General features: G+C 48.0%; 26 protein-coding genes. 17 read left to right on the top strand and 9 right to left on the bottom strand.

What is annotated here, in order from left to right; translation table 11 throughout:
- The first annotated feature begins 135 nt into the window (after positions 1–135).
- From CMM32_04745 to CMM32_04730, 4 genes are all read left to right on the top strand, one after another.
- Positions 136–1,254 carry a DNA polymerase III subunit beta gene (locus CMM32_04745; GenBank protein ID MBT06208.1) on the top strand — a complete coding sequence of 373 codons (1,119 nt, stop codon included), beginning with the start codon at positions 136–138 and terminating at the stop codon, positions 1,252–1,254.
- Between the two features lie 116 nt (positions 1,255–1,370).
- A complete protein-coding gene (locus CMM32_04740) occupies positions 1,371–2,555 on the top strand; it encodes a DNA replication/repair protein RecF (protein MBT06207.1) in 1,185 nt (394 codons plus the stop codon).
- Positions 2,552–4,990, top strand: a complete 2,439-nt coding sequence (gene gyrB, locus CMM32_04735; GenBank protein ID MBT06206.1) for a DNA topoisomerase (ATP-hydrolyzing) subunit B — start codon at positions 2,552–2,554, stop codon at positions 4,988–4,990. The genes CMM32_04740 and gyrB overlap by 4 nt, the downstream gene beginning before the upstream one ends.
- Positions 4,991–5,019: 29 nt before the next feature.
- Complete coding sequence (locus CMM32_04730; protein ID MBT06205.1) at positions 5,020–6,849, top strand: penicillin-binding protein; 1,830 nt, start codon at positions 5,020–5,022, stop codon at positions 6,847–6,849.
- Here the strand turns inward: CMM32_04730 and CMM32_04725 are convergent.
- Positions 6,846–7,526, bottom strand: a complete 681-nt coding sequence (locus CMM32_04725) for a metal-dependent hydrolase (GenBank protein MBT06204.1) — start codon at positions 7,524–7,526, stop codon at positions 6,846–6,848. The two genes, CMM32_04730 and CMM32_04725, sit on opposite strands and share 4 nt — an antisense overlap.
- A gap of 45 nt (positions 7,527–7,571) precedes the next feature.
- Positions 7,572–8,495, bottom strand: a complete 924-nt coding sequence (locus CMM32_04720) for a dihydrodipicolinate synthase family protein (protein ID MBT06203.1) — start codon at positions 8,493–8,495, stop codon at positions 7,572–7,574.
- A gap of 474 nt (positions 8,496–8,969) precedes the next feature.
- On the opposite strand from CMM32_04720, the gene CMM32_04715 reads away from it, so the two are divergent.
- Positions 8,970–9,158 carry a hypothetical protein gene (locus CMM32_04715; protein MBT06202.1) on the top strand — a complete coding sequence of 63 codons (189 nt, stop codon included), beginning with the start codon at positions 8,970–8,972 and terminating at the stop codon, positions 9,156–9,158.
- Positions 9,159–9,184: 26 nt separating this feature from the next.
- Positions 9,185–10,150 carry a hypothetical protein gene (locus CMM32_04710; GenBank protein MBT06201.1) on the top strand — a complete coding sequence of 322 codons (966 nt, stop codon included), beginning with the start codon at positions 9,185–9,187 and terminating at the stop codon, positions 10,148–10,150.
- A 9-nt stretch (positions 10,151–10,159) separates the two neighbouring features.
- Here the strand turns inward: CMM32_04710 and CMM32_04705 are convergent, their stop codons facing one another.
- From CMM32_04705 to CMM32_04685, 5 genes are all read right to left on the bottom strand, one after another.
- The gene (locus CMM32_04705) at positions 10,160–10,882 is read right to left on the bottom strand and encodes a hypothetical protein (protein MBT06200.1); all 723 of its coding nucleotides are present in this window, start codon (positions 10,880–10,882) and stop codon (positions 10,160–10,162) included.
- A 239-nt stretch (positions 10,883–11,121) separates the two neighbouring features.
- Complete coding sequence (locus CMM32_04700) at positions 11,122–11,772, bottom strand: hypothetical protein (protein MBT06199.1); 651 nt, start codon at positions 11,770–11,772, stop codon at positions 11,122–11,124.
- Positions 11,769–12,575 carry an ABC transporter gene (locus CMM32_04695; protein MBT06198.1) on the bottom strand — a complete coding sequence of 269 codons (807 nt, stop codon included), beginning with the start codon at positions 12,573–12,575 and terminating at the stop codon, positions 11,769–11,771. The genes CMM32_04700 and CMM32_04695 overlap by 4 nt, the downstream gene beginning before the upstream one ends.
- The gene (locus CMM32_04690) at positions 12,572–13,333 is read right to left on the bottom strand and encodes an ABC transporter (protein MBT06197.1); all 762 of its coding nucleotides are present in this window, start codon (positions 13,331–13,333) and stop codon (positions 12,572–12,574) included. Before CMM32_04690 ends, CMM32_04695 begins: the two co-directional genes overlap by 4 nt.
- Before the next feature lie 140 nt (positions 13,334–13,473).
- Complete coding sequence (locus CMM32_04685; GenBank protein MBT06196.1) at positions 13,474–14,220, bottom strand: hypothetical protein; 747 nt, start codon at positions 14,218–14,220, stop codon at positions 13,474–13,476.
- 181 nt (positions 14,221–14,401) lie between these two features.
- On the opposite strand from CMM32_04685, the gene CMM32_04680 reads away from it, so the two are divergent.
- The 8 genes from CMM32_04680 to dapD all read left to right on the top strand — a co-directional run bounded on the left by CMM32_04680 (position 14,402) and on the right by dapD (position 20,197).
- Positions 14,402–14,536, top strand: coding sequence for a 50S ribosomal protein L34 (locus tag CMM32_04680; GenBank protein ID MBT06195.1), 135 nt, complete (start codon positions 14,402–14,404; stop codon positions 14,534–14,536).
- Positions 14,448–14,933: a ribonuclease P protein component gene (gene rnpA, locus CMM32_04675; protein MBT06194.1), complete on the top strand. Its 486-nt coding sequence runs from the start codon at positions 14,448–14,450 to the stop codon at positions 14,931–14,933. Before CMM32_04680 ends, rnpA begins: the two co-directional genes overlap by 89 nt.
- Entirely contained in the window at positions 14,930–15,196 is a 267-nt protein-coding gene (locus CMM32_04670; protein ID MBT06193.1) for a membrane protein insertion efficiency factor YidD, read from the top strand. Before rnpA ends, CMM32_04670 begins: the two co-directional genes overlap by 4 nt.
- The gene (locus tag CMM32_04665; protein ID MBT06192.1) at positions 15,193–16,914 is read left to right on the top strand and encodes a membrane protein insertase YidC; all 1,722 of its coding nucleotides are present in this window, start codon (positions 15,193–15,195) and stop codon (positions 16,912–16,914) included. The genes CMM32_04670 and CMM32_04665 overlap by 4 nt, the downstream gene beginning before the upstream one ends.
- 4 nt (positions 16,915–16,918) lie before the next feature.
- A complete protein-coding gene (locus CMM32_04660; GenBank protein MBT06191.1) occupies positions 16,919–17,560 on the top strand; it encodes a YihA family ribosome biogenesis GTP-binding protein in 642 nt (213 codons plus the stop codon).
- Between the two features lie 22 nt (positions 17,561–17,582).
- On the top strand, positions 17,583–18,491 hold the full coding sequence (argB, locus tag CMM32_04655) for an acetylglutamate kinase (protein ID MBT06190.1): 909 nt from the start codon (positions 17,583–17,585) through the stop codon (positions 18,489–18,491).
- 90 nt (positions 18,492–18,581) lie between these two features.
- Positions 18,582–19,286, top strand: coding sequence for a pyrimidine 5'-nucleotidase (locus CMM32_04650; GenBank protein MBT06189.1), 705 nt, complete (start codon positions 18,582–18,584; stop codon positions 19,284–19,286).
- Between the two features lie 68 nt (positions 19,287–19,354).
- On the top strand, positions 19,355–20,197 hold the full coding sequence (gene dapD, locus CMM32_04645; protein ID MBT06188.1) for a 2,3,4,5-tetrahydropyridine-2,6-dicarboxylate N-succinyltransferase: 843 nt from the start codon (positions 19,355–19,357) through the stop codon (positions 20,195–20,197).
- Between the two features lie 45 nt (positions 20,198–20,242).
- On the opposite strand, the gene CMM32_04640 is transcribed toward dapD, so the two are convergent.
- Together CMM32_04640 and tsaD are read right to left on the bottom strand one after the other, a co-directional pair.
- Entirely contained in the window at positions 20,243–21,244 is a 1,002-nt protein-coding gene (locus CMM32_04640; protein ID MBT06187.1) for a glycerol-3-phosphate acyltransferase, read from the bottom strand.
- Positions 21,222–22,280, bottom strand: a complete 1,059-nt coding sequence (tsaD, locus tag CMM32_04635) for a tRNA (adenosine(37)-N6)-threonylcarbamoyltransferase complex transferase subunit TsaD (protein MBT06186.1) — start codon at positions 22,278–22,280, stop codon at positions 21,222–21,224. Before tsaD ends, CMM32_04640 begins: the two co-directional genes overlap by 23 nt.
- 121 nt (positions 22,281–22,401) lie before the next feature.
- On the opposite strand from tsaD, the gene CMM32_04630 reads away from it, so the two are divergent.
- The 3 genes from CMM32_04630 (at position 22,402) to CMM32_04620 (ending at position 25,178) form a co-directional block, all read left to right on the top strand.
- Positions 22,402–23,343, top strand: a complete 942-nt coding sequence (locus CMM32_04630; GenBank protein ID MBT06185.1) for a hydroxymethylbilane synthase — start codon at positions 22,402–22,404, stop codon at positions 23,341–23,343.
- A gap of 91 nt (positions 23,344–23,434) precedes the next feature.
- Positions 23,435–24,190 (top strand): hypothetical protein, encoded by a 756-nt coding sequence (locus tag CMM32_04625; GenBank protein ID MBT06184.1) that lies wholly within the window; start codon positions 23,435–23,437, stop codon positions 24,188–24,190.
- Positions 24,183–25,178: a hypothetical protein gene (locus CMM32_04620; GenBank protein ID MBT06183.1), complete on the top strand. Its 996-nt coding sequence runs from the start codon at positions 24,183–24,185 to the stop codon at positions 25,176–25,178. The genes CMM32_04625 and CMM32_04620 overlap by 8 nt, the downstream gene beginning before the upstream one ends.

Here is a 25,178-nt window from a genome sequence, read left to right as displayed (position 1 = left end):
GCAGAAGTGGNGCGGATGAAAAAGCTGCTCTGTGGGCCCTATATCTGGTATAATATCCTGACTGAGGGGGGCGCGAGAGGCGGCCCCCTGTCGTGGTGGCTTTGCGCCACTAACAGCTATAGGTGATGGCAACAAATGAAACTGATCATTAAGCGCTCGGCGCTATTTAAGTCTCTCCAGCACGTCCAGAGTGTGGTGGAGCGTCGCAACACTATCCCAATATTATCCAACGTTCAGCTGACTGCGGAGGGTGACCAATTGGGCNTAACGGCCACTGATATGGATATATGGGTATATGATAAGACGTCAGCTGAGGTCAAAGCTTCAGGATCTGTCACTGCGCCTGCCCATATGCTGTTCGATATAGTTCGTAAATTACCTGACGGCAGTGAGGTGGAGCTGGAATTAGGTGGGACAGAGGGACAGCTTTCTTTGAGGTCCGGGCATACCTTCTTTTCACTTGCCAGTTTACCGGTGGAAGATTTTCCCGCTGCGAGCGAAGGTAATTGGGGTGCTGAGTTTCCTATGCCTTCAGAGGCAATCTGTGAGCTGATTGATCGGACACGCTTTGCAATGTCGACAGAGGAGACGCGCTATTATTTGAATGGTATTTTTCTCCACCCTATAATCGAGGGACAACANAACAATCTCCGAGCCGTTGCGACGGATGGCCACCGGCTGGCAAGGGTTGACGTGGACCTGCCGAAGGGTGCAGATAAGATGCCAAGTGTAATTTTGCCACGAAAAGCGGTATTAGAGCTACGCAAGCTACTTGAGACCATAGATGGGGAAGTGGTGCTGTCGCTTTCGGATACAAAAGCGAGGTTCTCAGCAGGTTCTGTGGTGCTAACTACAAAGTTGATTGACGGAACTTTTCCCGACTACCAGCGGGTTATCCCCGACGGGAATAGTAAGGTATTATCGCTAACCAATGCGCTGTTTTCGAAAGCTGTGGACAGGGTCTCAACCGTTTCAAAAGACAAGACTAGAGCTATCAAATTGGCTTTGGAAAAAAATAGACTTCTTTTGAGTACCCACATACCGGATCAGGGTAGTGCCTCCGAAGAGTTAGANGTCGACTACGATGCGGATGATTTAGAAGTCGGCTTTAATGCGCGCTACTTGCTGGAGATGACGGAACAAATAANAGGCGATCGTATTTCCTTTAAGATGGAGGATGGAGCGTCACCAGCTGTGGTTGGAGACAGCAACGATCCCGGAACTATTTATGTCCTCATGCCCATGCGAGTTTAGGCTAAAACGTTGGTTTTTTTTCATGAGAAACGGAGGTTCAGCGATGNCGCCCAGGCGATGGGGGCTGATTGGCTAACTGACTTCCGGTGGGTGGAGTCGGGCGAGGTAACGTGGAACTGCTAGATCGGCGGGTGGCCGAGAGTGGAGAAGTGCATCCCTTCAGGCTATCGGTGGAAAAAATCGTACTTACTCAGTTCAGATCCTACGCCCACCTCGTGTTGGACGTAGGCCCTGGTCCAATTGTTTTAATTGGCGGGAATGGTGCTGGTAAGACTAATTTATTGGAAGCGCTCTCTCTCTTAGCCCCCGGCCGAGGCCTTCGAGGTGCTCGTATGATGGATATGAGACGAAGAGGTGGTGAGGAAAGGGTATGGGGAGTATCAGTTGAATTGAGTACCGCTGGGGGCAGTATTCACATCGGAACAGGAACCTCTAATAAATCTGCGGGAAAAAGAGAAGTGCGAGTGCAGGGAATCCAGAGCTCTAGCCAAGAGGGTCTTGCGCGCGAGCTCCATGCCATTTGGCTGACGCCGCAGATGGATCGCATCTTTATAGACTCGCCGGGAGACAGAAGGCGTTTTTTTGATAGGCTGGTTGGAGGGTTCGATCCGGGCCACAGTGCCCGCTTAGTTGCCTATCAGCGTACCCTGGCAGAAAGAGGACGGATACTTCGTTATAGGCCGGATGACAGTGAGTGGTTGGATGCCTTAGAACGCACACTGTCGGAGAGTGCTGTTGCAATCTCGGCGGCTCGTCACGAGGCACTTTGGCGGTTAAACACTGCTCTGACTAGTCCTTTCGGTACTTTGTTCCCGCCAGCTAAAATGGAGTTGGTTGGTGTGGCCGAGGACTGGTTGCGGGACATGCCGGCTTTAGAGGTCGAGGAGCGCTTGCAAAGTGCCTTTGCCGCCGCTAGGGGAGAAGACGCCGAGAGAGGGGGGGCAGCCGTGGGTCCCCATCGCACTGATTTATCCGTGAGGCATGTGGCGAAAGATATGCCTGCTGAACATTGTAGCACTGGGGAACAAAAAATGTTGCTGGTCTCGATAATATTGGCTCATGCGCGGGCCCAATCCAAATTGTTTGGTCAGACCCCCCTGATATTACTGGATGAGGTAATGGCCCACTTGGATCAGGTGCATCGGGGTGCGCTCACTGAGGCATTATGTTCCCTAGGGAGTCAAGTTTGGATGACTGGAACCTCAGATGAGTTGTTCTCAAACTTTGGTTCCCGCGCCCAGTTCTTGTGTGTCTCAGGCGGGGCTGTCCGAAATTTGAGTATGAGGGAACTTAATTTATGACTGACAAAAATACTTCTAACGAATCCTCGGCTGATTATAGCGCTGATTCTATAAAGGTTCTTCGTGGGTTGGACGCCGTTAGAAAACGGCCGGGCATGTATATCGGAGATACTGACGATGGTTCAGGTCTGCATCACATGGTTTTTGAGGTGGTGGATAACGCGATAGACGAAGCGTTGGCCGGCTTTTGTGATGAAGTAAAAGTCACTCTAAATCCCGATGGATCTGTTTCGGTGACCGACAATGGTCGAGGGATCCCAACTGATATACATGAGGAAGAAGGTGTTTCAGCNGCGGAGGTGATCATGACCCAATTGCATGCTGGGGGAAAATTTGATCAGAATTCATATAAGGTTTCNGGGGGCTTGCATGGAGTAGGAGTGTCTGTTGTTAATGCGTTATCAGAGCGGCTAGAGCTAGAGATTTGGAGAGGTGGACAGTACCATTCCATGGTATTTCAGCACGGGGAGCCGGAAGAGGCTCTTGTCTCAGAGGCAAATACCACAGCCCAAAGTGGCACGCGCATTACTTTTAAGCCTTCAGTTAACACATTTTCNAACATCTTGTTTGACTTAAATGTCCTGGAACATCGACTCCGGGAGCTGGCCTTCTTGAATTCGGGGATAAGGATAATCCTAGAGGATAGCAGGGGGGTGGAACCNGTTATAGTTGATATGTTGTACGAGGGTGGCATTGCGGCATTTGTCGAGTATCTCGATCGAAATAAACAAGCCTTACATATGCCTGCGGTGTGTATTACCGACGAAAGGGACGATATTATTGTAGATGTCGCGTTGCAATGGAACGACAGCTACCACGAAAATATGCTGTGCTTTACTAATAATATTCCCCAGGGTGACGGAGGCACCCATCTAGCTGGGTTTCGTTCAGCGCTAACTCGGACGATCAATACTTATGCATCAGAACTGGGAAGTACAAGAAAAGAAAAATTACAGCTTGGTGGAGATGATATGCGAGAGGGCCTTACTTGTGTGTTNTCCCTTAAAGTGCCAGATCCAAAATTTTCATCTCAAACAAAAGATAAATTAGTTAGTTCTGAAGTAAGACCAGTCGTTGATGGTGTTGTGGCCGATAGACTTGGGCAATGGTTTGAGGAGAACCCAAAGGAAGCACGATTGATTGTAAATAAGGTGATTGAAGCTGCTGTAGCTCGGGAAGCGGCGAGAAAGGCTAGGGATTTGACCCGGAGAAAGGGTGTTCTTGATGTGACCTCGCTTCCTGGGAAGCTAGCTGATTGCCAGGAACGTGACCCAGCAAAGAGTGAGTTATTTCTTGTGGAGGGTGACTCAGCGGGTGGCTCGGCAAAGCAAGGAAGGAATAGGACAAATCAAGCTGTCCTCCCCCTCCGAGGAAAAATTTTAAATGTCGAACGGGCGAGGGTGGATAAAATGCTCTCCTCTACAGAAATTGGCACAATGATTTCAGCTCTGGGAATGGGGATAGGGGACGACGTAGATATTGCAAAGATTCGATATCATAAAGTGATTATAATGACCGATGCTGATGTTGATGGATCCCACATTCGTACTTTGCTCCTAACTTTTTTCTATAGGCATATGCCTACCTTGGTGGAGAGTGGATATCTGTATATCGCTCAACCTCCTCTATTTAAGATAAAAAAGGGAAGTGCTGAGGTATACAAAAAGGATGAAAGAGCGCTGGATGATTTTCTTATTGATGAAGGTCTCAAGGATACTCGTCTTCTGGTTGGTCCAGGGGTGCAACAAAAAGGGCATGCTGGGGATGATTTGCGGCAAATTTTGGATAAGGCTCGGATGCAGTGTAACTTGTTAAAAAAACTGGCTGACCGGATTATTGCACCCCTCATAGAACAAGCGGCCATATCTGGGGTCTTAAATCCAGCGCTGCTCGATGATGAACAAAATATTGAAAATGCGGCAGGCTATATTGCCCAGCGTCTGAACGTTTTGGCTCTTCCAGGCGAAGACGGGTGGAGTGGAAAAGGAATTCCAGGCAAGGCTTTGTCGTTTGAACATAATCGCCGGGGAGTGGTTAGCCGCTATGAAATTGATGAGGCGTTGATCAACAGTGCTGAGGCCCGTGCACTCAACGAAGACGCGGAAGAGCTGCAGAGCATGTTTGAGAGGCCTGCGCAATTTGAGTCAAAAACTGGNATTCAAATAATTCACGGGCCAACGGAATTATTTGAGGTTGTTTTGTCGCTAGGGCGCAAAGGCACAACTATTCAACGATACAAAGGGTTGGGTGAAATGAACCCAGAGCANCTATGGGAGACAACTTTAGATCCGGAGGCACGGAACTTATCTCAGGTTACGGTCAGTCATGCGGACGCCGCTGATAATTTATTTACAACTTTGATGGGNGAAGACGTTGAGCCTCGTCGGGAGTTTATTCAAACGCATGCTCTGGACGTGGAGCATCTGGATGTCTGATTAGGAGCGATGTCGCTGGAGCGTAGTTCATGGTGAGTGGTGGCCGCCGCTCTAAGTCTGCTAAAGAGCATCGGAAACCATCCCGTAGGCGAGAGAAGGCTAAGGGCACGCCTAGTAAAATATTGAAGCGGCTGACATACTGCACGATTGTGGCCTTTGTGTGGTTTGCAACTGCTTTGGTATTGACTACCATTTATTTTGCACATGACCTTCCCAATCCTGAGGTATTAACGGGTAATTTCCGGGCTCCAGGGATCACGATCGTCGGGGTGAACGGATCTGTTATAGGAACTTCCGGAGCTGTCCATGCTGACNTAGTTCAACTCGCTGAGTTACCGGAAGAACTTCCAGCCGCGGTTCTTGCTACGGAGGATAGGCGATTCTTCCGACATCACGGAGTGGATTGGTTTGGGATCTTGCGAGCAGTTTTCCATAACCTGCGTGCGGGCAGGGTCGTACAAGGGGGAAGCACGATTACCCAGCAGTTAGCTAAGAACGTCTTCCTAACGCCTGAGCGGAGTATACGCAGGAAATACAAGGAGCTTTTGCTTTCCTTTTGGCTTGAGTACCGCTTNACCAAAAATCAACTACTGACTATTTACTTAAACAGGGTTTATTTGGGGGCTGGAGTTTACGGAGTTGAAGCGGCGGCCAAGCGTTATTTCGGTAAATCTGCCAGAGCGTTAGACCTAGCTGAATGTGCAATGTTAGCGGGTCTGCTTAAGGCTCCCACTCGTTATGCACCAACTAATGATCTCAAGAGATCTCAAGCGCGTGCCTCCCAAGTATTAAATAGCATGGTAGTGGCTGGTTATATATCACAAGTAGCGGCAGAAGGGGCGCGGCAACGTCCAGCCATGCCGTTGGGGGCGTATACAGGAGGGAGCAACGTCCAGTATTTTGTGGATTGGATTTTGCTTCAAGTGCCTTCGCTAATCGGCCAACCTGATCGGGATATAATTGTTGATACTACTTTTGAACCGGTCCACCAAATGATAGGGGAAAGGGTTTTCCGTGACTATTTCAGTGAACTCAAAAGCCGTTCAGCTGATCAAGCGGCCCTTATAATAATTCGGCCGGATGGCGCGGTTAGCGCTATGATTGGCGGACATGAATACTCTAAGAGCCAGTTCAATAGAGCGGTGCAGGCCCGTAGACAGCCGGGGTCAGCCTTTAAGCTTTTCGCCTATTTGGCAGCCTTGGAAAGGGGATTAACTCCATCAGATACTTTTTCNGCTAATCAAATAGTTGTTAATGGTTGGAGCCCCAGAAATTATGATGGGCATTATGCTGGCCGACTAAGCTTAAAGGATGCTTTTGCGAATTCGGTGAATACCGTGGCCGTTCGGCTTGGGGAGAAAATCGGGCGGGGGAGGATTTTAGAAATGGCCCGGCGGCTGGGTGTGACTGGCCCCATTCGTGATAGCCCTAGTCTAGTTCTTGGAACAGCTGAGGTTACACTGCTGGACCTGAGTGTTGCGTATGCCGCTGTAGCTAATGGCGGTTCACTTGTTTGGCCTCACGGGATTGTAAAAATTACGGATCGGGAAGGGCAGGTGCTCTACAAGCGCATGTCTGACGGCATTCGTCGGCAGGTTCTCGATGGGGCTGTTGTTGCNTCCATGGATCATTTGTTGCNAGCTGTCATTGAGGATGGTACAGGCGCCAAGGCAGGNCTACAAGGTGCCGCTGGAAAAACAGGAACCAGTCAGGATTTCAGAGATGCTTGGTTTATTGGATATCGGGGAAATCTGACATTGGGTATCTGGCTCGGGAACGACGATGCCACTCCCATGGAAGGAGTGTCAGGCGGTGGGCTGCCCGCCAGAATTTGGGGCGAAGTAATGTCAGGTCTTTAGCCAACTCTTAAAAGGNGCTGCCCTTTTGTCTTTAGCCACACCTTGGCTTGTTTGTAGCGTGGGCATACGCTTTGCACAATAGCCCAAAATTCATTGCTGTGATTGAATTGCAATAGATGGGCAGTTTCATGCGATACCACATAGTCCATTACCCAAGGAGGTGCGAGAATTAGTCTCCACGAGAAAGATACGGACCCACCTTCAGAGCAACTTCCCCAACTAGTCTTTGGGTCTCGAATTGATATGGGGGGTGGAGGCAGGCCGAGAGATCTTGCCTTGGATGTCGAAGCTTCTACCAAAGACTCTTTTGCAAATTCCTTTAGCCATTTAATCACCTCTGTATTCGGTTCGGCATAACCACCAACAACTAGATCCCGGCCTTCTCGCCGAATTTCTTTTGGTAGGAGCGGGAGGTGTCTGATCCTGTATGGGTTGCCTAGTATGCGAAAGGTTNCTCCGTNGTTAAACGATTGGCGTGGAGGGAGTTTTTCAAGTTCTTCGAGGATCCATTTAGTTTGGCGTTGCAAGAAGCGTTGGCCCTCCCGAATTGAGGCCCTTGTTGGAAGTACTAGCAAGGCACTTCCATCGGCGACATCAATGGTTAGTGAGAGCCTCCTAGCTCTCTTACTTCGTCTCAGTTTTACCGGAAAGGGAAAGCGAAACGGGCACGTGGACATTTGTTCTTCTAAAAACTTGATAGACGACGATTCGTTCTACACAATCTAATCAGTCGCAATTTCAGTGGGTGGTGTATATCCTACTTCGGCAAGAGATTCTAACAGGGTTTTGCGGGCAATGGGTGTAAGAGGTAGCAGTGGTGGACGGACTGTCAACCATGCATCGTCTTTTAGGCTGTCAGCAAGAACAGTCTTTAGGGCCTGAATTAGTGGAAANTTTTGGATAGCTTTCCTAACTGTTGTGATTTCGGCTTGTTTTGAGGTGCCGTTCGAACCATCCCAATTTTCGAAGAGAGAGCAAATTGCAGGAGCGTTAATGTTTGCAGAAGCGGTTATTGTGCCACATCCTTTCGCTAAAAGATTATCCCGAAGAAAAACCTCTGAGCCACTGAATACACCGAAATCAGGTAGGGTTTTTAGTAGGGTATCCGTGTACTCCCAGACCCCCGAAGAGTCTTTGAGCCCAACCACGTTATGAGGGAAGTCTTTGACCAGTTTTTTTATTAATCCTATTTCTAGAGGTACTCCCGAGAATGGCGGAATGTGATACAAATACACCTTCAATCCATTATTCCCGATGTCTTCAATAACAGTGGCGAATGACCTGTAAAGACCTTCCTCTTCAACAGGCTTGTAGTAATAGGGAGGGAGCATCAGTACCCCTGCGCAGCCTGCTTCAAATGCGTGTCGGGTCAGGGCGATGGTATCTGTTAAAGCGGCACATCCTGTTCCNGGAGCGATCAGCTCTGGTGGTATGCCTGCTTTTAAGAGCTCCTCCAGAAGCTCAATCCGTTCTTTAACCGAGAGAGAGTTTGCTTCCCCAGTTGTTCCAAATACGGCAAGTCCATGACATCCTTGTCGCAAAAGGCTTTTGCAATGTTCTACAAAACGACTTGCATCTGGCCTCAATTGCTTATCAAAGGGTGTTAGTACGGGGCAGTAAACCCCTCGCAATTCGGCACTAACCATCGTATCTATCCCCCACATCCAATCCACATCAAATATTAAGGACCGCTATTTTGATGCTTCTGCGGCATGATAACAAGTCTTCTTGGGCATGGCCTGGCTATGAGGGTAGGCAGCANTTACTCAGTGCTTTATTCGTGTATCGCAAGTAATAATTTTTTGTGGAGTTTCTCNGGAAATACGAGTGACCATGCTCAAGGCCTTGTGTAATTATTGACGTAGTTTTTTCATAGATGCAGTTATGGTCTGTTTGGCTTTTATCCCTGGCGATTGGATAAGTGCAGGAACGCGAGAGGTTAGCCTGCTGGTGACTGGTGTGATGTCACAGCAGCTTGCTATGGTGACAGCGTCTTTGAGGTAAAGTGCAGGTGTTGATGCTCGTGATGAGCTCGGTCGAACTCTGCTAATGCGAACGGCTTTCCATGGTACCTCGACGATACTGGAGATGAAGGTGCCNACGTTAATTCCCAAGACAAAATGGGACGAACTGCTGTAATTGGGGCGGGAATTAGCGGGAGAGAGAATTGGATGGTTGTGTTCTTCGGAGCGGATGCGGACATGTCTGCTAGGGATCCGAATGGGCTGAGTGTTGTGGAGAGCACGACAAAGGAGGATCACATTTCACATTCGGACTGGCTAAAAAATAGGCTGCCGGCTGAGGACTAACGATAGTTGGCCAATGTCGTTAACTAATGTTATATGTGTTTATGAATAGTTTCAGTACACTCTGGTGTTTGTTTGGAGCCATAATTATTGATTTATATGCTGGCAGCTGGTTTCATGCGGGCAGCAGCTTATGGCANCCAAAAAATATTTTGAACCATTTGACGGAAAAGTTGGCCGAGAAATTAGATCGGCAAGGCCGTTCTTCCAATACTCTCCTAATACGCGGTGCGCTTAGTCTTGTGTGTACGCTAAGCTTAGCTGCTTTGGTTGGTGTACTCGTCCATTGGTTTTTCAGGGAGGTCCCTCTTGGCTGGGTCCTAGAATTAGCGATTGTGACGAGTTTGGTAAGTGTTGGAAGGTCNTGGAAAACAGGCAACCTNTTGGCGTCGTCGCTCGAATTGGGTAGTACAGAGGATGCCAGGCAACAGCTCCAGGCTTTTTCCTCTCGTGATGCCACTTACTCCAACTCAGATGAAATAACTCGGCTTGGAATAGAATCAGTGGTAACAAACTTTATATCTGACTTCATCGGACCCGTGTTGTTTTATATGGTACTCGGGCTACCAGGATGTTTCATGTATTATGGACTAAAGTTTTCTGCGTCATGTCGCGCTTCTCGTGAGTATTTAATATTCAGCANAGGCCTTATAGTTGCGGTGGATGGGCTCTTATCATGGTTAGGTTCGATATTGCTGCTATGTGCTATCTTATTGTTCTCAGAAACCTCTGCTATAGGCGCCCTGCTTCAGGGACGAAGAATGATTTTAGTAGGTCAAGGTATTAAGTATAGGTTAGCAAAATCAGTGATAGCGGGAGCACTAGATATCACTCTAGAGGGCCCAAGACGTTATCTTTCTGGCCAGGTTGAGAGACCATATTTGGGAGATGGTCCGCCTCCCTCCCCAAAAGATTTGGTCCAAGTTGTCAAACTAGCCCTAACAGCCGCAGGCATAACTGCTCTTTTAATTTTAGCCTGCGCCCCGTTTTTTTAGCGTCAAGCTCTATTGGGTTGCCAGGGCTGCCTGCAATGTCGTAGCTCTCCCGTTGTCTGAGGTATCAGAGAACAGTATCTGTTTTGCCGTTATGGCTCGGCCGTAGTAGGCCTTATTGTATGCCTTGTCGGGGCCGATGTACCCACCATCTAATACGACGCCGCCATAAAATCCTTTGCCTCGGGCAAAGGCAACGATATCGTAATCTAGATTTAAGGTGGTAGAACTTTCTATGGTGCTTCCTATCAGGCCCACAGACATTCCAGCTTCGCCCCCTAACGTTGCTGTCCCGGAGGCAATGTATTGGAGCGCCTGTTCATTCATGACTAATAACATCACCTCGAGTTTCTGAATTCCTATCTGGAGCCCAATGCTAGCTTCTCCAATGCCGCAAAACGATGGCGAGGACCAACCGTTCGTCCCCGATTCATTTCGTGCCAAAACGAGGCACTGGCCTCCGCCCGCACCTACTAATAGTCCTGCCTTCAATATATCAGGTGCTATGACCACACCCTTAGCCTGTCGAAATTGTTCCTGGTAGATAGCCCAGACTGGATCTGCCAAAAGTGATTTGGCTAATGCGGCGGAATCCTCAACTAGTTTTTGGGGGTCTTGCGCATTGCCCGGCCCAACAGTACCGAAGATGGAATACGCAAGTGCTGCAATAAATTGGAGCAAACGAAGTTTATGCATTATAGTACTACCCTGTTTGTCATTGGATGTTTCGTGCATCCACTATTGATCCTTGTGATCAAAAAACTAAGTGGGTTGTGACCCGGAATTTGTGTTCCTTTTGATGCAAACCTTGGCTCTTTGGCTAAAATTTTTGGATTTGTGTGGGCCAATGAGTCGAGATTTGCATTAAAGCGGGGTAAAAATAATTTCTGTGCACCTCATCATCTAGTGATTTGACGGATAAAGAATCCTAGGGATTAATAATCATGTTAAATCATAACGTTTTCGGGACCCGGCTAGAAGTCTTTAGGCACTAGATTGGTAAACCTTACATACCAATCTAGCCCCGGCTTGGAATTGGGCTCAAAATCTAGGCGTGTCACTGATAGGTTTTCGGTTTCGAAGCCTAGACAATTTGTTGCGCTTAGGTTGAGGGCATGGCCAAGAGCTGCACGGATCGGTCCGCCATGTGCGACCGCAATAATGTCTCTTCCTCTATACTGGTTTGTTAGCCTTTTGATCACCTCTTTAACTCTGATTGTGAGATCTATAAAGCTCTCTCCTTCCGGTGGGGCATGGTCGGCAGTTGTGAACCAATATTTATGCAACCGGGGCGCTGCGAGACTTGGTATTTGTTCATATGGGCGTCCCTGCCATATTCCAAAATTTTGCTCAGACAACCCGGGTTCCACCCTTGCTTTATCTGCTATTAAACCATGAGTGCGGATTTCCTGTAGAGTTTGTTGTGTGCGCTGAAGAGCGCTAGTTACACAAATTCCTTCGTTAGGAAGAAGCGCAGCTAAGCCCTTATATATTTCTGGAGTAGCTATATCAGCTTTCGGGTCTGATGCGCCATACATGCGCCCTTTGTTCGCGGTTACCGGTGCATGTCGTACCCACCACCAACGAGTGCAAGAAGTCCCATTTTTATCTACCTTATCAGTCATTCGCCCATTTGAAGTAGTTGCCCATGTATGCGCGCATACCTTAATATCACAAAAAAAACTGTTAGGCTCAACAAAACAAAGACTAGATTAAGGCTAAAGGCGTTGAGTAAAAGATCTGCTCGGAACGTTTGCTCTATAAGAATGGATCGTAGGCCCTCAAATATATGCGAAACAGGAATTAAAAAGGCAACAGGCTGAAGCCACTCGGGCAGAACATTGATGGGGTAAAACACTCCACTAATTGGCTGAAGAAGAAAGATCGCAGCCCAGCCTAGGCTCTCAGCCCCTTGGCCGAATCTAAGTACTAACGCGCTCACTACTAGTCCAAGGCTCCAGCCCATCAGGGTCAAGTTCAAGAAGAAGAGGGCCAGGGGAGCTCCCAGGGAAAAAATAGATACGTCAAATATCAAAATGGCTAATAGAGCTGCAGCGCCTACCCCAACGAGGGTACGGATTAGGCTTACCATCAATAGGGCTGCTATGATTTCGAAAGGGCGTATGGGGCTGACGAAAATATGGCCTAAATTCCGAGACCAAATTTCCTCAAGAAAACTCAGGAAAAAGCTCAATTGGCTCCGAAACATTATGTCCCATAATAATATGGCTGTTATTAGTATGCCGCCCGCTTGCGCTAACCAGGAACTGTGAGTTTCAAAAAAAATCGTAATGAAACCCCACAGCGTCATCTGTAATGCCGGCCAGTAAACTAGTTCAAGAATCCGCGGCCACGAACCTTTAATCAAAAAGTAGTGTCGGAGTGCTAACCCCCAAATGCGAATAGCGGAGTGCGATACAGTGTTCATCCTGCGTCCTCGTTTTTTTGTCGCATCGGTTCATGGTGTCGAGCAATATCTATAAAGACTTGCTCTAGATTTTTGCGTCGGAATTTAGCAACAAGGTTGGCGGGGGAGCCTTGGGCGACTATTTCACCCTTTTTCATGATCAGCACGTTTTGGCATAATTCCTCGATCTCTGTCATATTGTGTGAGGCTAGAATAATGGTGGCGTCAGTGTCTCGCTGGTACCGTATTAAATGCTGCCGTATTACGTCCGCTGTATCAGGATCCATAGATGCGGTTGGCTCGTCCAGTAGTAGCAACTTTGGCTCGTTTAACAGAGCTTTTGCCAGAGCAACACGAGTTTTCTGTCCTGCTGATAGTTTGCCTGAAGGCCTATCAAGAAATTGATTTAGGCCAAAATCTTGCGATAAGTCTACGATGCGTTCATTGATCTTCTGAACGCCGTAAAGGCAACCGTATATCTTTAGGTTTTCTCTCACAGTCAACCGGTGAGGTAGGTCGACATATGGCGAAGAGAAATTCATGTGTGGTAGGGCTTTATACCGATTTTGGAGCATATTGTATCCAAGCACAAATATATCTCCGGAAGTGGGCAGCAAAAGTCCAAGCAGCATAGCGAGAGTAGTACTTTTCCCAGCTCCGTTGCCTCCCAAGAGACCTATGGTCTCCCCGGAAGCAAGGGTGAAACTGATATTTTTGACTGCTAGGACGGAGCCAAACTTCTTATTGAGCCCACATACTTGGACTATCGGTTCAGACATTTTTACCTGTTGAACCCAAGTCCACATCCTTAAGGCATAACAGCTTAATTATTCTAGCCAAGATATGGGGATCGTTTTGTAGGGGAAACAAAAAGACTGATCCATGGGTTAGGTTAACTGTGGTGGTCCAATAAATCACGCTAGCGCCTGACTTTCTTGTAGATTGCTGGGAGGGTACTCAGAAGGGCCAAGCCAGCAATAGCAGCAATAGCTTCAGGTGTGAAGACGTTAGCAGAGGTCAGGGCCTTATCGCTGTCTAATAAGGCAGAAATGCTAGATCCCGCAAGAGATACGAAGTAAACAGCCGGAATGATTCCCAGGCTTGTTGCTACAAAGAATATCGTTGCTTTAACTTCTAACATAGCAGCACAAATCGTTACCAGGCTAAAAGGAAAGATCGGTATCAGTCGGAGGACAAACATGTAGCTAAGCGCATTTTTATGAAAGCCAGATGCGAAATCATGTGTTCGTTGGCCAGCCCACTTGCGGAGTAGGTTCCCGGCTGCGCTTTTGGCTATAAAAAACACGCAAACTGCACCACTTGTGGCCCCGAATACTGTGAGCAGCGTCCCCTGTACGGGTCCAAATAGAAATCCTCCTATTAAGGTGGCAAAAAATGGCCCAGGAATGAGAAATAGCACCAGTAGCATGTACAATGCGACATATGCTAGAGCAGCCTTAAACTTTTGGGCTTCAACCCAACCTGTAAGAGTAGACTGATGGGTTTTAAGAGTGTCCATGGTAAAAAAATTTGGCAGATCTAGCATTAAAGTGGCTAGAATTGCGCCACTGACCATAACAGTGGCGGCTACCCGTGCAAAAAGAACCCGGCTAGGTAAGCGGGGTTCTTTGGCATTTTGATCGTTTTCTTGGGGTTGTTGGGTCATGCAACGATCATAATAGCGTCGAAGGGGGCAAAATCCATTGCAAACTATCGTTATATGGCGTTTCAGCCAAGTGAACAGTCTTAAACTGGTTGGCCCCACCAATCTGAATTGACTAACGCACTCTGAACTCGTATACAGCCGCTGACCTTATTTCTTGTTGGATTGAATGGGAGGCGGTTGAATGAAAAGAACGTTTCAGCCAAGTGTATTGGTGCGTAAGCGGAGGCATGGTTTTCGCGCTCGCATGGCCTCCGCCGCTGGTCGTCGGGTGTTATCGAGGAGGCGGGCGAAGGGACGTAAACGCCTTTCTGCGTAACTTGGGCGAAAGATCCATGAAACGTCTTCGGAAGAGGCGCGATTTTGTGCGCGTCAGGGAGACTGGAAAACGAACTGGGGGCCGTTTTCTTTCTTTGCAGATAGCATCCGCGGTTCCGAGTTTGAAGAATGAGGCTCTTTGTAGAGTGGGATTCACTGCGACAAAAAGGTTAGGCAAGGCCGTCGAACGAAATAGAGCCCGGCGAAGGATGAGGGTTTTGGCTGCAACGATTCTTTCTGGATATGCGGTTCAGGACCTTGACTGTGTGTTGCTAGCTCGAAAACCAATATTAGAGGCGCGATTTTCCGACCTCATTTTGGAGCTTCGGACTCTTCTTGAGAGAGCACAAATAAAGGTTCTGCCGGCAGAGGATGGATTGGTGAAGGTTTCGGAATGAGTCCACTTGCTTCAGGTCTACGTGGTTTGGTGACTGTGTATCGCTTAACAGTATCTCCATATCTACCTTCTTCATGCAGGTTTTATCCATCCTGTTCAAAATATGCTCTGGAAGCTATAGCAGAGCATGGAGCTATTCTGGGTATGGTTTATACGATTAAACGGATAGCTAGATGTCAACCTTGGGGAGGCGCAGGTTTTGACCCAGTCAAGAAAAGAGGCAGATCAAGGCAAACAATCCCAACAGATGAGAAAAACCCATGAGTGAGCAGCGTAATCTTATTCTGGCCATAGTCATCTCCGTAGCCATCTTAATGGGGTTTCAGTTTGCTTTTGGGCCAAAAATTCCCACGTCTCAGAGGGCGGGAAATTTTGAGGAACCCCTCGGTGCTCCAACGGCTCCAAAAAACCGAGGTGCGGAGCGAGCCTCTACACCGGATGTATCTGGAATGGAAGAAGCAGAGGCTGTTGAGGAAGAGCAGCCGCGAATTTTGATCAATGGAGGAGATCCTGCAGCGGCCTTGTCAGGCTCAATAAGACTTCAAGGTGCTCGTATTGATCAAATAATTCTAGAAGGATATCGGGAGTCGATTTCCCCGGACAGCTCGAACATAGTCTTATTTGCCGCAAGTGCTTCTGAAAAGCCATATTTCGCGGAGTTCGGGTGGGTTGCAGAGGAGGGGGTTGACGTGAAATTACCTGGACCTGGCACCCATTGGCAGTCCGAAGATTCCACTTTGCTCCCAGGGCATCCGGTTCTCTTGACTTGGGACAATGGTGAAGGCCTCAGGTTTGAGAGGTTAATAGCCATTGATGATGATTATATGTTTACGATTACGGACCGTGTCCAGAATATAACTGATGGCCCTCTCCTATTATACCCTTATGGTCTGATACGAAGGACTCATGAGCCTGCCACCTTGGGGTTCTTTATACTGCATGAAGGCCCCCTTGGAGTGTTTAATGGTACACTGAAAGAGGTTGACTATGATGATCTGCGGGATTCACGTTCGGAGTCTATTGAAACGACAGGTGGTTGGATTGGCATAACGGATAAGTACTGGCTGGCTGCATTAATTCCGGATCAAACCACTCCAATGCGAGGGAGGTTTCGTTATAAGGAGGGATCCGATGGTGAAAAATTTCAAGTGGAGTATAGGCTCACTGGAAAAAATATTAGTAGTGGACAGAGTATTGAGGTAACCAATCACCTGTTCGCAGGGGCAAAGGTGGTAACACTACTAGATAGATACGAAGAGACACTAGGGATCCAGAGATTTGATTTAGCCGTAGATTTTGGTTGGTTTTATTTTTTAACCAAACCTCTATTTTACTTAATTCATTATTTGACGGGTTATCTAGGCAACATTGGTTTGGCGATTTTGTCTGTAACGGTGATAATTAAGCTTATCTTCTTTCCTTTAGCTAACAAATCCTATGCGGCTATGAGCCGTCTCAAAAAGCTTCAACCTCAAATGATGAAGTTGCGCGAGCAATATGGTGATGACAAAGTAAAGCTGAATACTGAAATGATGGGGTTGTATAAGAGGGAGGGCGCCAACCCTTTAGCAGGTTGCCTGCCGATAATTATACAGATACCAGTGTTTTTTGCGCTGTATAAGGTTCTCTTCGTAACTATAGAAATGCGGCACGCACCATTTTATGGTTGGATAAAAGATCTCTCCGCGCCGGATCCAACCACATTTTTTAATTTATTTGGAGTGCTGCCATATACTCCACCAGAGTTTCTAATTATAGGTATTTGGCCGTTGGCAATGGGAGTGACGATGTGGATGCAGCAAAAACTCAATCCCGCCCCCCCTGACCCCATGCAGGCGCGGATCATGATGCTGTTGCCGATAGTGTTTACCTTTATTTGTGCCCGGTTTGCTTCGGGGCTAGTGATTTATTGGACTTGGAATAATATTCTCTCTATCATCCAGCAATGGGTAATTATGCGGCGGATGGGTGTAAAGGCCTAGGGCAATGATGGCCTGCGAGGCTGGAGAGAACGCTCGGCGTCTCTTTACACAGCGGTGTACGTTTGTGACTGGGGCAGCTGACTATAGTCAGCTGCCGCCTGCGAGCTTAAATGAGATTGCTTTCGCTGGGCGGTCCAATGTGGGTAAGTCGAGCCTAATTAATGCTCTCCTGGGACGAAAAAACCTGGCCCGCGCCTCCAATACTCCCGGTAGGACTCGGCAAATAAACTTTTTTAATCTTGCCGGTGAACTTATGTTGGTGGACTTACCTGGCTATGGTTTCGCGAGCGCTCCAAAAACCGAAATTTTAGAATGGGCGCGCTTGGTTGATACCTATTTGAGATTTCGTCCGTGCCTTCGCAGGGTATGTTTGTTGCTTGATGCACGCCATGATACCAAGCCTTCTGATGTGGAGGTGATGTCATTATTGGATGAGGCTGCAGTATCTTATATGATTGTTTTGACTAAAGCGGATAAAATAGCTCCCCATCAAATGGAGGAGCGAAAGGGCAGAGTTAATGCAGCAATATCAAAAAGGCCCGCTGCATTCCCGTCGGTTGTTGCAACTAGTGCTGCTAGCAATTCGGGACTTACGGAACTAAAAATACTTCTGGCGGGTGCCAGCCCACCTTCTGAAGAAGTATAAGAGTGGTTAGGATTTGGTAGGTATGACAAACGAGCACACCAAGCAGGAGCCAGAGAAGCTACGAATTGCCCAAACACTGTCAGAGGCGTTGCCCTTTATGCGCCGTTTCAAAGGCAGGACGTTTGTAATTAAGTTTGGTGGGCATGCAATGGGTGATAACAATTTAGCAGATTTATTCGCCCGAGATGTGGTGCTTCTTAAGCATGTTGGGATCAATCCGGTGGTGGTCCATGGCGGAGGGCCCCAGATAGGTAAAATGCTTGAACGGCTTCGGATTAAAAGTTCTTTTGTGGATGGGCTTCGTGTCACCGACTCTGCCACAGTTGAAATTGTAGAGATGGTGCTTGCCGGATCAATTAATAAGCAAGTGGTTACAGCTATTAATAGGGCTGGGGGTTGCGCTGTGGGGTTATCTGGCAAGGACGCAAATCTTATCAGTGCTGTGCCTCTTAAAAGGACGTCGAAGGATCCAGACTCTCAAATTGAAAGGGTTTTGGATCTTGGGTTTGTTGGAGATCCGAGTGACATTGATCCGACAGTTCTAAATAAGTTTGCCGCTGCAGATATTATACCGGTAATTGCCCCCATTGGATTGGGCGAGGAAGGGCAGACCTTTAATATCAATGCGGACACAGTTGCGGGGGCAGTGGCTTCTGCAGTTGGTGCAGCAAAGCTTGTGATGATGACTGATGTAGAAGGTCTTATGGATAGTTCTGGTCAATTAGTGCCAAGATTGACAGAGGTAGAAGCAGCTACCATGTTGCGTGATGGGACAATTTCTGGAGGTATGATCCCAAAGATTGAAACCTGTATTGCTGCCATACAAGGAAAAACAGAGGCCGCCCACATTTTGGATGGTCGCGTGCCCCATGTCTTGCTGTTAGAAATATTTACGGAACATGGCGTTGGTACCATGATTAAGGCAGAATAGCTAAGTTTCGTGCTGGTTAGGATTTTGGGCAGCTTGTGGATTGGCTGTCTGTCGCTAACCGGTTATGGATAGGAATATTATGGGCTTTTTATGAAACAGAATTATGCTCAGTGTGAGAAAAAATTTGGTGTCCCTAAGGAGTTGCCTGAATTTTGGTTGTTTGATCTTGATAACACTCTTTATCCGGCGGACTCTGACTTATTTTCGCAGGTAGACGATCGGATGGGATCGTATATATCCAAAATACTAAAGGTAGATCGTCAGGAAGCCCGTGTTATCCAGAAAAATTATTATATGAAGTATGGAACCACATTATCAGGCTTGATACAGAATCATGGGATCGACGCCGATGCATATTTGGATTATGTGCATCAGATTGATCTGTCAGTGATCGACCCCTCCCCAACGCTCAACAAACTTCTAAAAAACTTGCCTGGAAAGAAGTACATTTTTACAAATGGATCAGTTGCTCACGCTGAAAAGGTAATGGCCAGGCTGGGAATATCTGAACGGTTTGCCGGGATTCAGGATATCAAGGCGACCAATTATATTCCCAAGCCCAACCCTTTGGCATATTCTAAAATAATTTCTCGGTTTGGGATCTTGCCCAAAACGAGTGTCATGCTGGATGATATACCGAAAAATCTTTTGCCGGCAGCTAATCTTGGAATTACCACGGTGTGGGTGAAAAATGCCCGATGGGATAGTAATATTTTGGAGCCACATATTGATTTTGTAACGGAAAATTTGGCGGACTGGTTAAACCAGATTCGGAGTGCCATGGGCGGAGCTTGAGGGCAAAAAACAGCACAGAGGTGAAGAATTAGTACATTTTTCGGGGCAGCTTATAAGGTGAAACTAAAATGAACATTGATGATTTACAAGAATCCATAAACAAAGCGTGGGAAGATCGAGATTCGGTGACGCCAAAAACCATGGGAGGGGTGCGCGACGCCGTTCGAGAATCGTTGGAGGGCTTAGATGCGGGGGTGCATCGTGTTGCGGAAAAACAGAATGGAGAGTGGGTAGTACATCAGTGGTTGAAAAAGGCGGTTTTGCTATCTTTTCGTTTGTCCAACATGGGGCTGATTAGTGGTGCTCCGGAGAGTGCAAACTGGTTTGATAAGGTATCCTCGAAATTTGCCGGTTGGGGGGCGGATGAGTTTGAAAACGCTGCCTTCAGGGCTGTCCCCGGGAGTGTGGTTAGGCACTCAGCGTTTATCGCCCCGGGAGTAGTGCTGATGCCATCTTTTGTTAACCTTGGTGCCTACGTTGACGAAGGTACGATGGTAGACACTTGGGCTACTGTTGGTTCCTGCGCCCAAATTGGAAAAAATTGCCATATTTCGGGAGGGGCCGGGATAGGCGGGGTATTAGAGCCCTTGCAGGCTGAGCCTGTGATTGTAGAAGATAATTGTTTCATAGGTGCTAGGAGTGAGGTGGCTGAGGGAGTGATCATAGAGGAAGGGTCGGTTTTATCGATGGGGGTTTACATTGGGGCCTCCACCAAAATAATTGATCGCGATACTGGAGAGATATTCCGGGGGCGTGTTCCCGCATACTCTGTTGTAGTGCCTGGCTCCATGTCTCGTCAGGGTACGAAGAGCTCTGCGTCTGAACCTTCCCTCTATTGTGCAGTAATTGTTAAACGAGTGGACGCAGGAACCAGGGCGAAAACTTCGATAAATGAACTGTTGCGGGATTAGGTTAAAGTTAGTTACATATGTTAGGGCTATTTTTGGACAGTTTTGTCAGATGTCCGTAGAGGATCGGGCAAGTAGATTGGAAATAGTGTCATCAATATTAGCCCCTTGGTGTAATACTTGCGCCACAGCCTGCATTATTGGCATTTCTATTTGAAGTCTTTGAGATAAGTGAGCTATCGAGGCGGCGGTACCAAATCCTTCCACGGTGCCACTCGATTTAATAAGGTCACTGATTGAGGTCCGCTCTTGGCCAACGCGAGAGCCGAACGAGAAATTACGAGATTGCGAGCTCGTGCATGTGAGCACGACATCTCCTACCCCAGATGGTTCCATCATAGACCCTGTTGATCCGCCGAGTGCTGCGGTAAGGCGCCCAATTTCTACGATTCCACGAGTAATAATTGCTGCTATAGCATTTTGTCCTAGGGACCTCCCCTCTGCGATCCCACACGCTATAGCCAGCACGTTTTTTGTTGCTCCAGCAACCTGGGCGCCAATGGGGTCATTTGAGACGTAGGCGCGAAATCGGGTACCGCCCATGATTTTGGCTACATAAGATGCGTCCCTGGGGTCCTTTGCTGCCAGAGTAATTGCAGTCGGAAGGCCTAGTGCCACCTCTCCAGCGAAAGTGGGGCCAGAGAGAACAACGGCGCGAGTGCCAGGCATCGTTTCTTCTAAGACATCTGTCATTAAACAGCCAGTGTCTGTCTCTATCCCCTTAGCACAGAGGGTAAGTGAAGATGGGTTTTGAATATGTGCGGCTAGTTGGGTTAATCCAGAGCGCATTAGCTGTGCCGGAACAACACCTAAGATTAGTGGACAATTACCCACCTCTTCTATACGAGAGGTTCCTCTTATCAAGGGACTTAACTTCACGTTGGACAGTGCAAACGGGTGTTTATGAACATCATTTATGCAGCCGGCGATAATAGGATTAATATCCCATAGGACCACCCGATGATTATTTCGCGCGGCAACGGTCGCTAGCGCGGTTCCCCAGGCGCCTGCACCAAGTATTCCTACTTCATTCACCGCAGCCATTACCATTTTTTGCTACACACACGTGAGGTATGGGTTCTAGCGGCCAACGAGCACGAGCGGGTGTGTGCATGCTATCAACCAATCCAAGTGATATGCTTTCGTAGCCAACCCACGCAACCATCGCTGCATTGTCCGTGCATAGGTTTGCGGGTGGTACAATGAAATTTAAGCCTAACTGGGTAGCCCTTTTTGACAGTCGGTCACGGATGCATTTATTGGCGCCTACCCCTCCTGCTAAAACTAAGCTGCTGATTGGCATGCCCTCTGGTTGGTTGATAAGGGCTTGGGCACTCTCCAGGCGATCCACAAAGACGTCTGCAATCGCTTCTTGGAAGCTAGCACACAGATCAGATAAAAAGTCGTTATCCTCACCGTGTTTTGCTATAATGTTAGCTACCGCTGTTTTCAGCCCTGAGAAGGAGAAGTCGCACCCCTTCCTGCCTTTCAGCGGCCGCGGCAGTTGGTAACGCTTTGGATCTCCCTCCAGAGCTTGTTCTTCGATGGCTGGGCCCCCTGGATATCCGAGGCCTAACATTCTTGCCACCTTGTCAAAGGCTTCACCAGGAGCATCATCCAAGGTGGTTCCTAAACGTTGGTAGTTGGAGACCCCATTTACAACCAAGAATTGGCAGTGGCCGCCGGAAGCAAGAAGTAACAGGTATGGAAAATCAGTGCTATGGGTCAATCGAGCACTCAGTGCGTGGGCTTCAAGATGGTTTGCTGCCACGAAAGGCAGGTTATGTACTAGTGCGATAGCTTTTCCCATGGTCAGGCCCACCATTAGTCCACCAATTAACCCCGGCCCAGCTGTAGCGGCAACACCATCTATTTGCTTGAAACCGACATGGGCTTCCCGCATGGCTTCTTTAATTAGGATATCTAAGTGGTGTACATGGCTACGTGCAGCAATTTCGGGAACCACTCCACCATAAGGTCCATGTTCCGCAATCTGTGAATAGACCAAATTACTAAGAATGGTTTGGCCATTAACTATGGCCGCTGCAGTCTCGTCACAACTAGTTTCTATGCCTAAGACAATCATTTTTTAATACATTTAGTTTAGCAGTCCTGCCCCAGTGATAGGAATTCTTTTTTTTCAACTATATGTGCTACCCTGAAGTGGTGTGTCCTCTACACATAACACGAAGCATGTTGGTGAAGCCATGAGTGATTTGAAAAAACCAATCCGAATAGGGAGCCGAGGTAGCCCCCTCGCACTAATCCAAGCCCGTTACGTTGAAAGGCTGTTGCGCTTTTATCACGTTGATCTAACAGTTGATGCTACTGAGATAGTGCCCATTCAAACCTCTGGAGATAAAATTCAAGGGAAGACGCTCTCCACGATAGGAGGGAAAGGCCTGTTTACCAAGGAGCTAGATGCTGCTCTTCTTGCGGCAGAAATAGACATAGCTGTTCATTCGATGAAGGATATGCCTACCGTGTTACCCAGTGGAATAATTATCGCATGTGTGTTGCCTAGGGAGGATCCTAGGGATGCTTTGATTGCTCGGAATGGGGTTTGTTATGCGGACTTGCCAACAAATGCTGTCATCGGTAGCGCTTCTCTGCGGCGTTGTTCACAGCTCCTAGCCCATCGACCCGATGTCCAGGTGGTAGCCTTGCGAGGGAATGTCGAAACAAGGCTGGCAAAGCTTGAGGCGGGGTTGGTAGATGCGACCTTGTTGGCTGTCGCGGGTCTGAAGAGGTTAGGGCGTGTAGATGCTATCACCGAAATATTATCAACAGACGACATGTTGCCCGCTGTGGCACAGGGGGCCATTGCTGTAGTTTGTAGAGCTAGTGATAGTGAGACCATAGAGGTTCTGCAGGATCTGAATCATCCTGAGACTTTGTCTTCCGTGACAGCCGAACGGGCGTTCTTGGAGCATCTCGATGGGTCATGCCAAACGCCTATAGCGGCATTGGCTAAAATAAAAGGTGCGGGCAAAATGGTTCTCTCTGGGCTGTTGGCTGCCCCAGATGGTAGCAGAGTTGTTAGGGGAGAGTCGGTGGGTGAAATCGCTTCAGCGGTTGATCTTGGGCGGTCACTTGGTGCGGAGCTTCTCGCAGAAGCTGGTTCGGACTTTTTATTGCCTTCGAGGTGATTTGGATGTTTTTTTATTTCTTTTTTAATGCGGAGCGCGAGTATTTTAGTAGTTACCTTCTTAGGGCTAGCAGTTGTGAGGGGATAATATTTTGTCCAGTGAGGTGCAATTGAAGGTACTCGTTACGAGGCCGGTTGGACGGATTCCGGCAACGATCAATGCGTTGGCAGCTTGTTGTATCACGGCTGTCTGTGATCCAATGTTGACGATAGAACCTCTAGCCAATAGCGGTGTCGAGATACCAACCTGCCAGGCGCTAGCTATTACGAGTGTGGCTGCTGCAGAATTGTTAGGCAATTATGTCTCTGATGTAACAATCCCCATTTATGCGGTGGGCGATACAACGGCAAAGACTGCTTTACAGCATGGGTTCCGCAATGTCAGATCCGCCCAAGGGGATGTATTGACTCTGGTGGATCTCATCGCAAGTGTAGCGGACCCATCGAGTGGGCGGCTTTTGCATTTGGGAAGTGAGGAGGTGGCTGGTGATTTAGTTGAAACCCTCCGCGTCCGTGGTTTTTGTGCAGAACATGTCGGAATTTATCGGGTACGTGAAGCAACAACATTTTTGTCGTCAACCATTTCAGCATTTAAGGGGGGTGAAGTTGGTGGAGTATTGTTTTTCTCTCCCAGATCAGCTCGAACCTTTGTGAGGTTGGTAAATTTGCAACAACACACTTTCTCCTTGAGAAGGGTGACTGCGGTTTGTCTTAGTACTGCAGTTGCTCACGAAACCGAAACTGCTGGGTGGGAGAAGATCCTGATCAGCGAGCAACCAACCATGGTTAGCCTAATAGAGTCGGTTTCGGCGCTTGGTAAAAGGCAGCGTGGTGACGATCGTGTCTAGCAGCGGGAACGACCCTAGGGCTGGCAAGGGTAGCTCAGGCGGGTCCCCACTCGCGTCCAAAGGACAGGGGCAGAGGTTGGTTGTTATTAGCGTTTTAGCAGTGACTGCAATCAGTGGGCTTTTGTTTGGTGGCAAGTTGCTCTGGGATGTCCAACAGAGGCAACACATGGAGACATTGGAGCGGTTTGAGATAGTGGATATTATATTGATGGAGCAGGATCGTCTCAATTTAGCTTTAGCTAATTTAGATGCGGAGCTTGAACGAATAGACACCAAGGCTTCCAAGTTAGGGCAAAGGGTCGATACCTTGAGCGGTGAACTGGCATCTATACAGGCAAGTCAGGGAGGCACTCGTGAATGGGAAGCAAGGTACAGACGTGTTGCATCACAGGTCAGTAAATTACGTCGAGAGTTTGTCGCTTTGCAGGAGAGGAGCAGCGGACAAAAATTTTCTAGAGGGGGAGCTTTGTTGTTGTTGGCCCGGTTGCGGGTTGATTTGTTGCAGGGCCGTCCCTGTGGGGTTCAGCTAGAAAGTGTAAGAAGTTTGGTAGTTGAGATGGAGGACCTTATAGAGCTTCTCGAGACCTTAAGATCACCTTGCGAAAATGGGATAATGACCAGAAGTGAATTAGAACGCGAATTCCGTTTGGTGATTAATGACATGATGCCTCTTTCCGGTGAATCAGCTGATGGGGGTTGGTGGGATAAAATCCATGGTGTTTTTAGACGCCTGGTTACGATCCGTCCTATAAACCCAGGGGGTAACAGCCGAAGGCCAGCCGATATCTTGGGGAAAACCCAGGCATTATTGATATCTGGTAATTTGGCTGATGCTCTAGCCACAATTGAAAAATTAAGTGTGGCAAACGGGGAAGGTGTGGGTTGGATCAATTCTCTGAAGCAGAGTGTTACGGCTATTGAGACGATAGACCAGATAATAGAGGTGCTTATTAAGGAAACTGACAAAACTTCAGGCCAAAATGAGTAG

The sequence above is a fragment of the Rhodospirillaceae bacterium genome, assembly GCA_002728255.1.
Classification (GTDB): Bacteria; Pseudomonadota; Alphaproteobacteria; order UBA7887; family UBA7887.
This window is presented reverse-complemented; position numbering and strand designations above follow the sequence as displayed.

Bases quoted from the DNA above. Each gene is read 5' to 3' on its own strand.
- CMM32_04640 (MBT06187.1), bottom strand. From the start codon at position 21,244: ATGGTAATGGCTGCGGTGAATGAAGTAGGAATACTTGGTGCAGGCGCC.
- CMM32_04650 (MBT06189.1), top strand. From the start codon at position 18,582: ATGAAACAGAATTATGCTCAGTGTGAGAAAAAATTTGGTGTCCCTAAG.
- CMM32_04630 (MBT06185.1), top strand. From the start codon at position 22,402: ATGAGTGATTTGAAAAAACCAATCCGAATAGGGAGCCGAGGTAGCCCC.
- CMM32_04700 (MBT06199.1), bottom strand. From the start codon at position 11,772: ATGACTGATAAGGTAGATAAAAATGGGACTTCTTGCACTCGTTGGTGG.
- CMM32_04685 (MBT06196.1), bottom strand. From the start codon at position 14,220: ATGACCCAACAACCCCAAGAAAACGATCAAAATGCCAAAGAACCCCGC.
- CMM32_04680 (MBT06195.1), top strand. From the start codon at position 14,402: ATGAAAAGAACGTTTCAGCCAAGTGTATTGGTGCGTAAGCGGAGGCAT.
- CMM32_04715 (MBT06202.1), top strand. From the start codon at position 8,970: ATGGGACGAACTGCTGTAATTGGGGCGGGAATTAGCGGGAGAGAGAAT.
- rnpA (MBT06194.1), top strand. From the start codon at position 14,448: ATGGTTTTCGCGCTCGCATGGCCTCCGCCGCTGGTCGTCGGGTGTTAT.
- CMM32_04670 (MBT06193.1), top strand. From the start codon at position 14,930: ATGAGTCCACTTGCTTCAGGTCTACGTGGTTTGGTGACTGTGTATCGC.
- CMM32_04695 (MBT06198.1), bottom strand. From the start codon at position 12,575: ATGAACACTGTATCGCACTCCGCTATTCGCATTTGGGGGTTAGCACTC.
- CMM32_04690 (MBT06197.1), bottom strand. From the start codon at position 13,333: ATGTCTGAACCGATAGTCCAAGTATGTGGGCTCAATAAGAAGTTTGGC.
- CMM32_04660 (MBT06191.1), top strand. From the start codon at position 16,919: ATGATGGCCTGCGAGGCTGGAGAGAACGCTCGGCGTCTCTTTACACAG.
- dapD (MBT06188.1), top strand. From the start codon at position 19,355: ATGAACATTGATGATTTACAAGAATCCATAAACAAAGCGTGGGAAGAT.
- CMM32_04705 (MBT06200.1), bottom strand. From the start codon at position 10,882: ATGCACGAAACATCCAATGACAAACAGGGTAGTACTATAATGCATAAA.
- argB (MBT06190.1), top strand. From the start codon at position 17,583: ATGACAAACGAGCACACCAAGCAGGAGCCAGAGAAGCTACGAATTGCC.
- tsaD (MBT06186.1), bottom strand. From the start codon at position 22,280: ATGATTGTCTTAGGCATAGAAACTAGTTGTGACGAGACTGCAGCGGCC.
- CMM32_04665 (MBT06192.1), top strand. From the start codon at position 15,193: ATGAGTGAGCAGCGTAATCTTATTCTGGCCATAGTCATCTCCGTAGCC.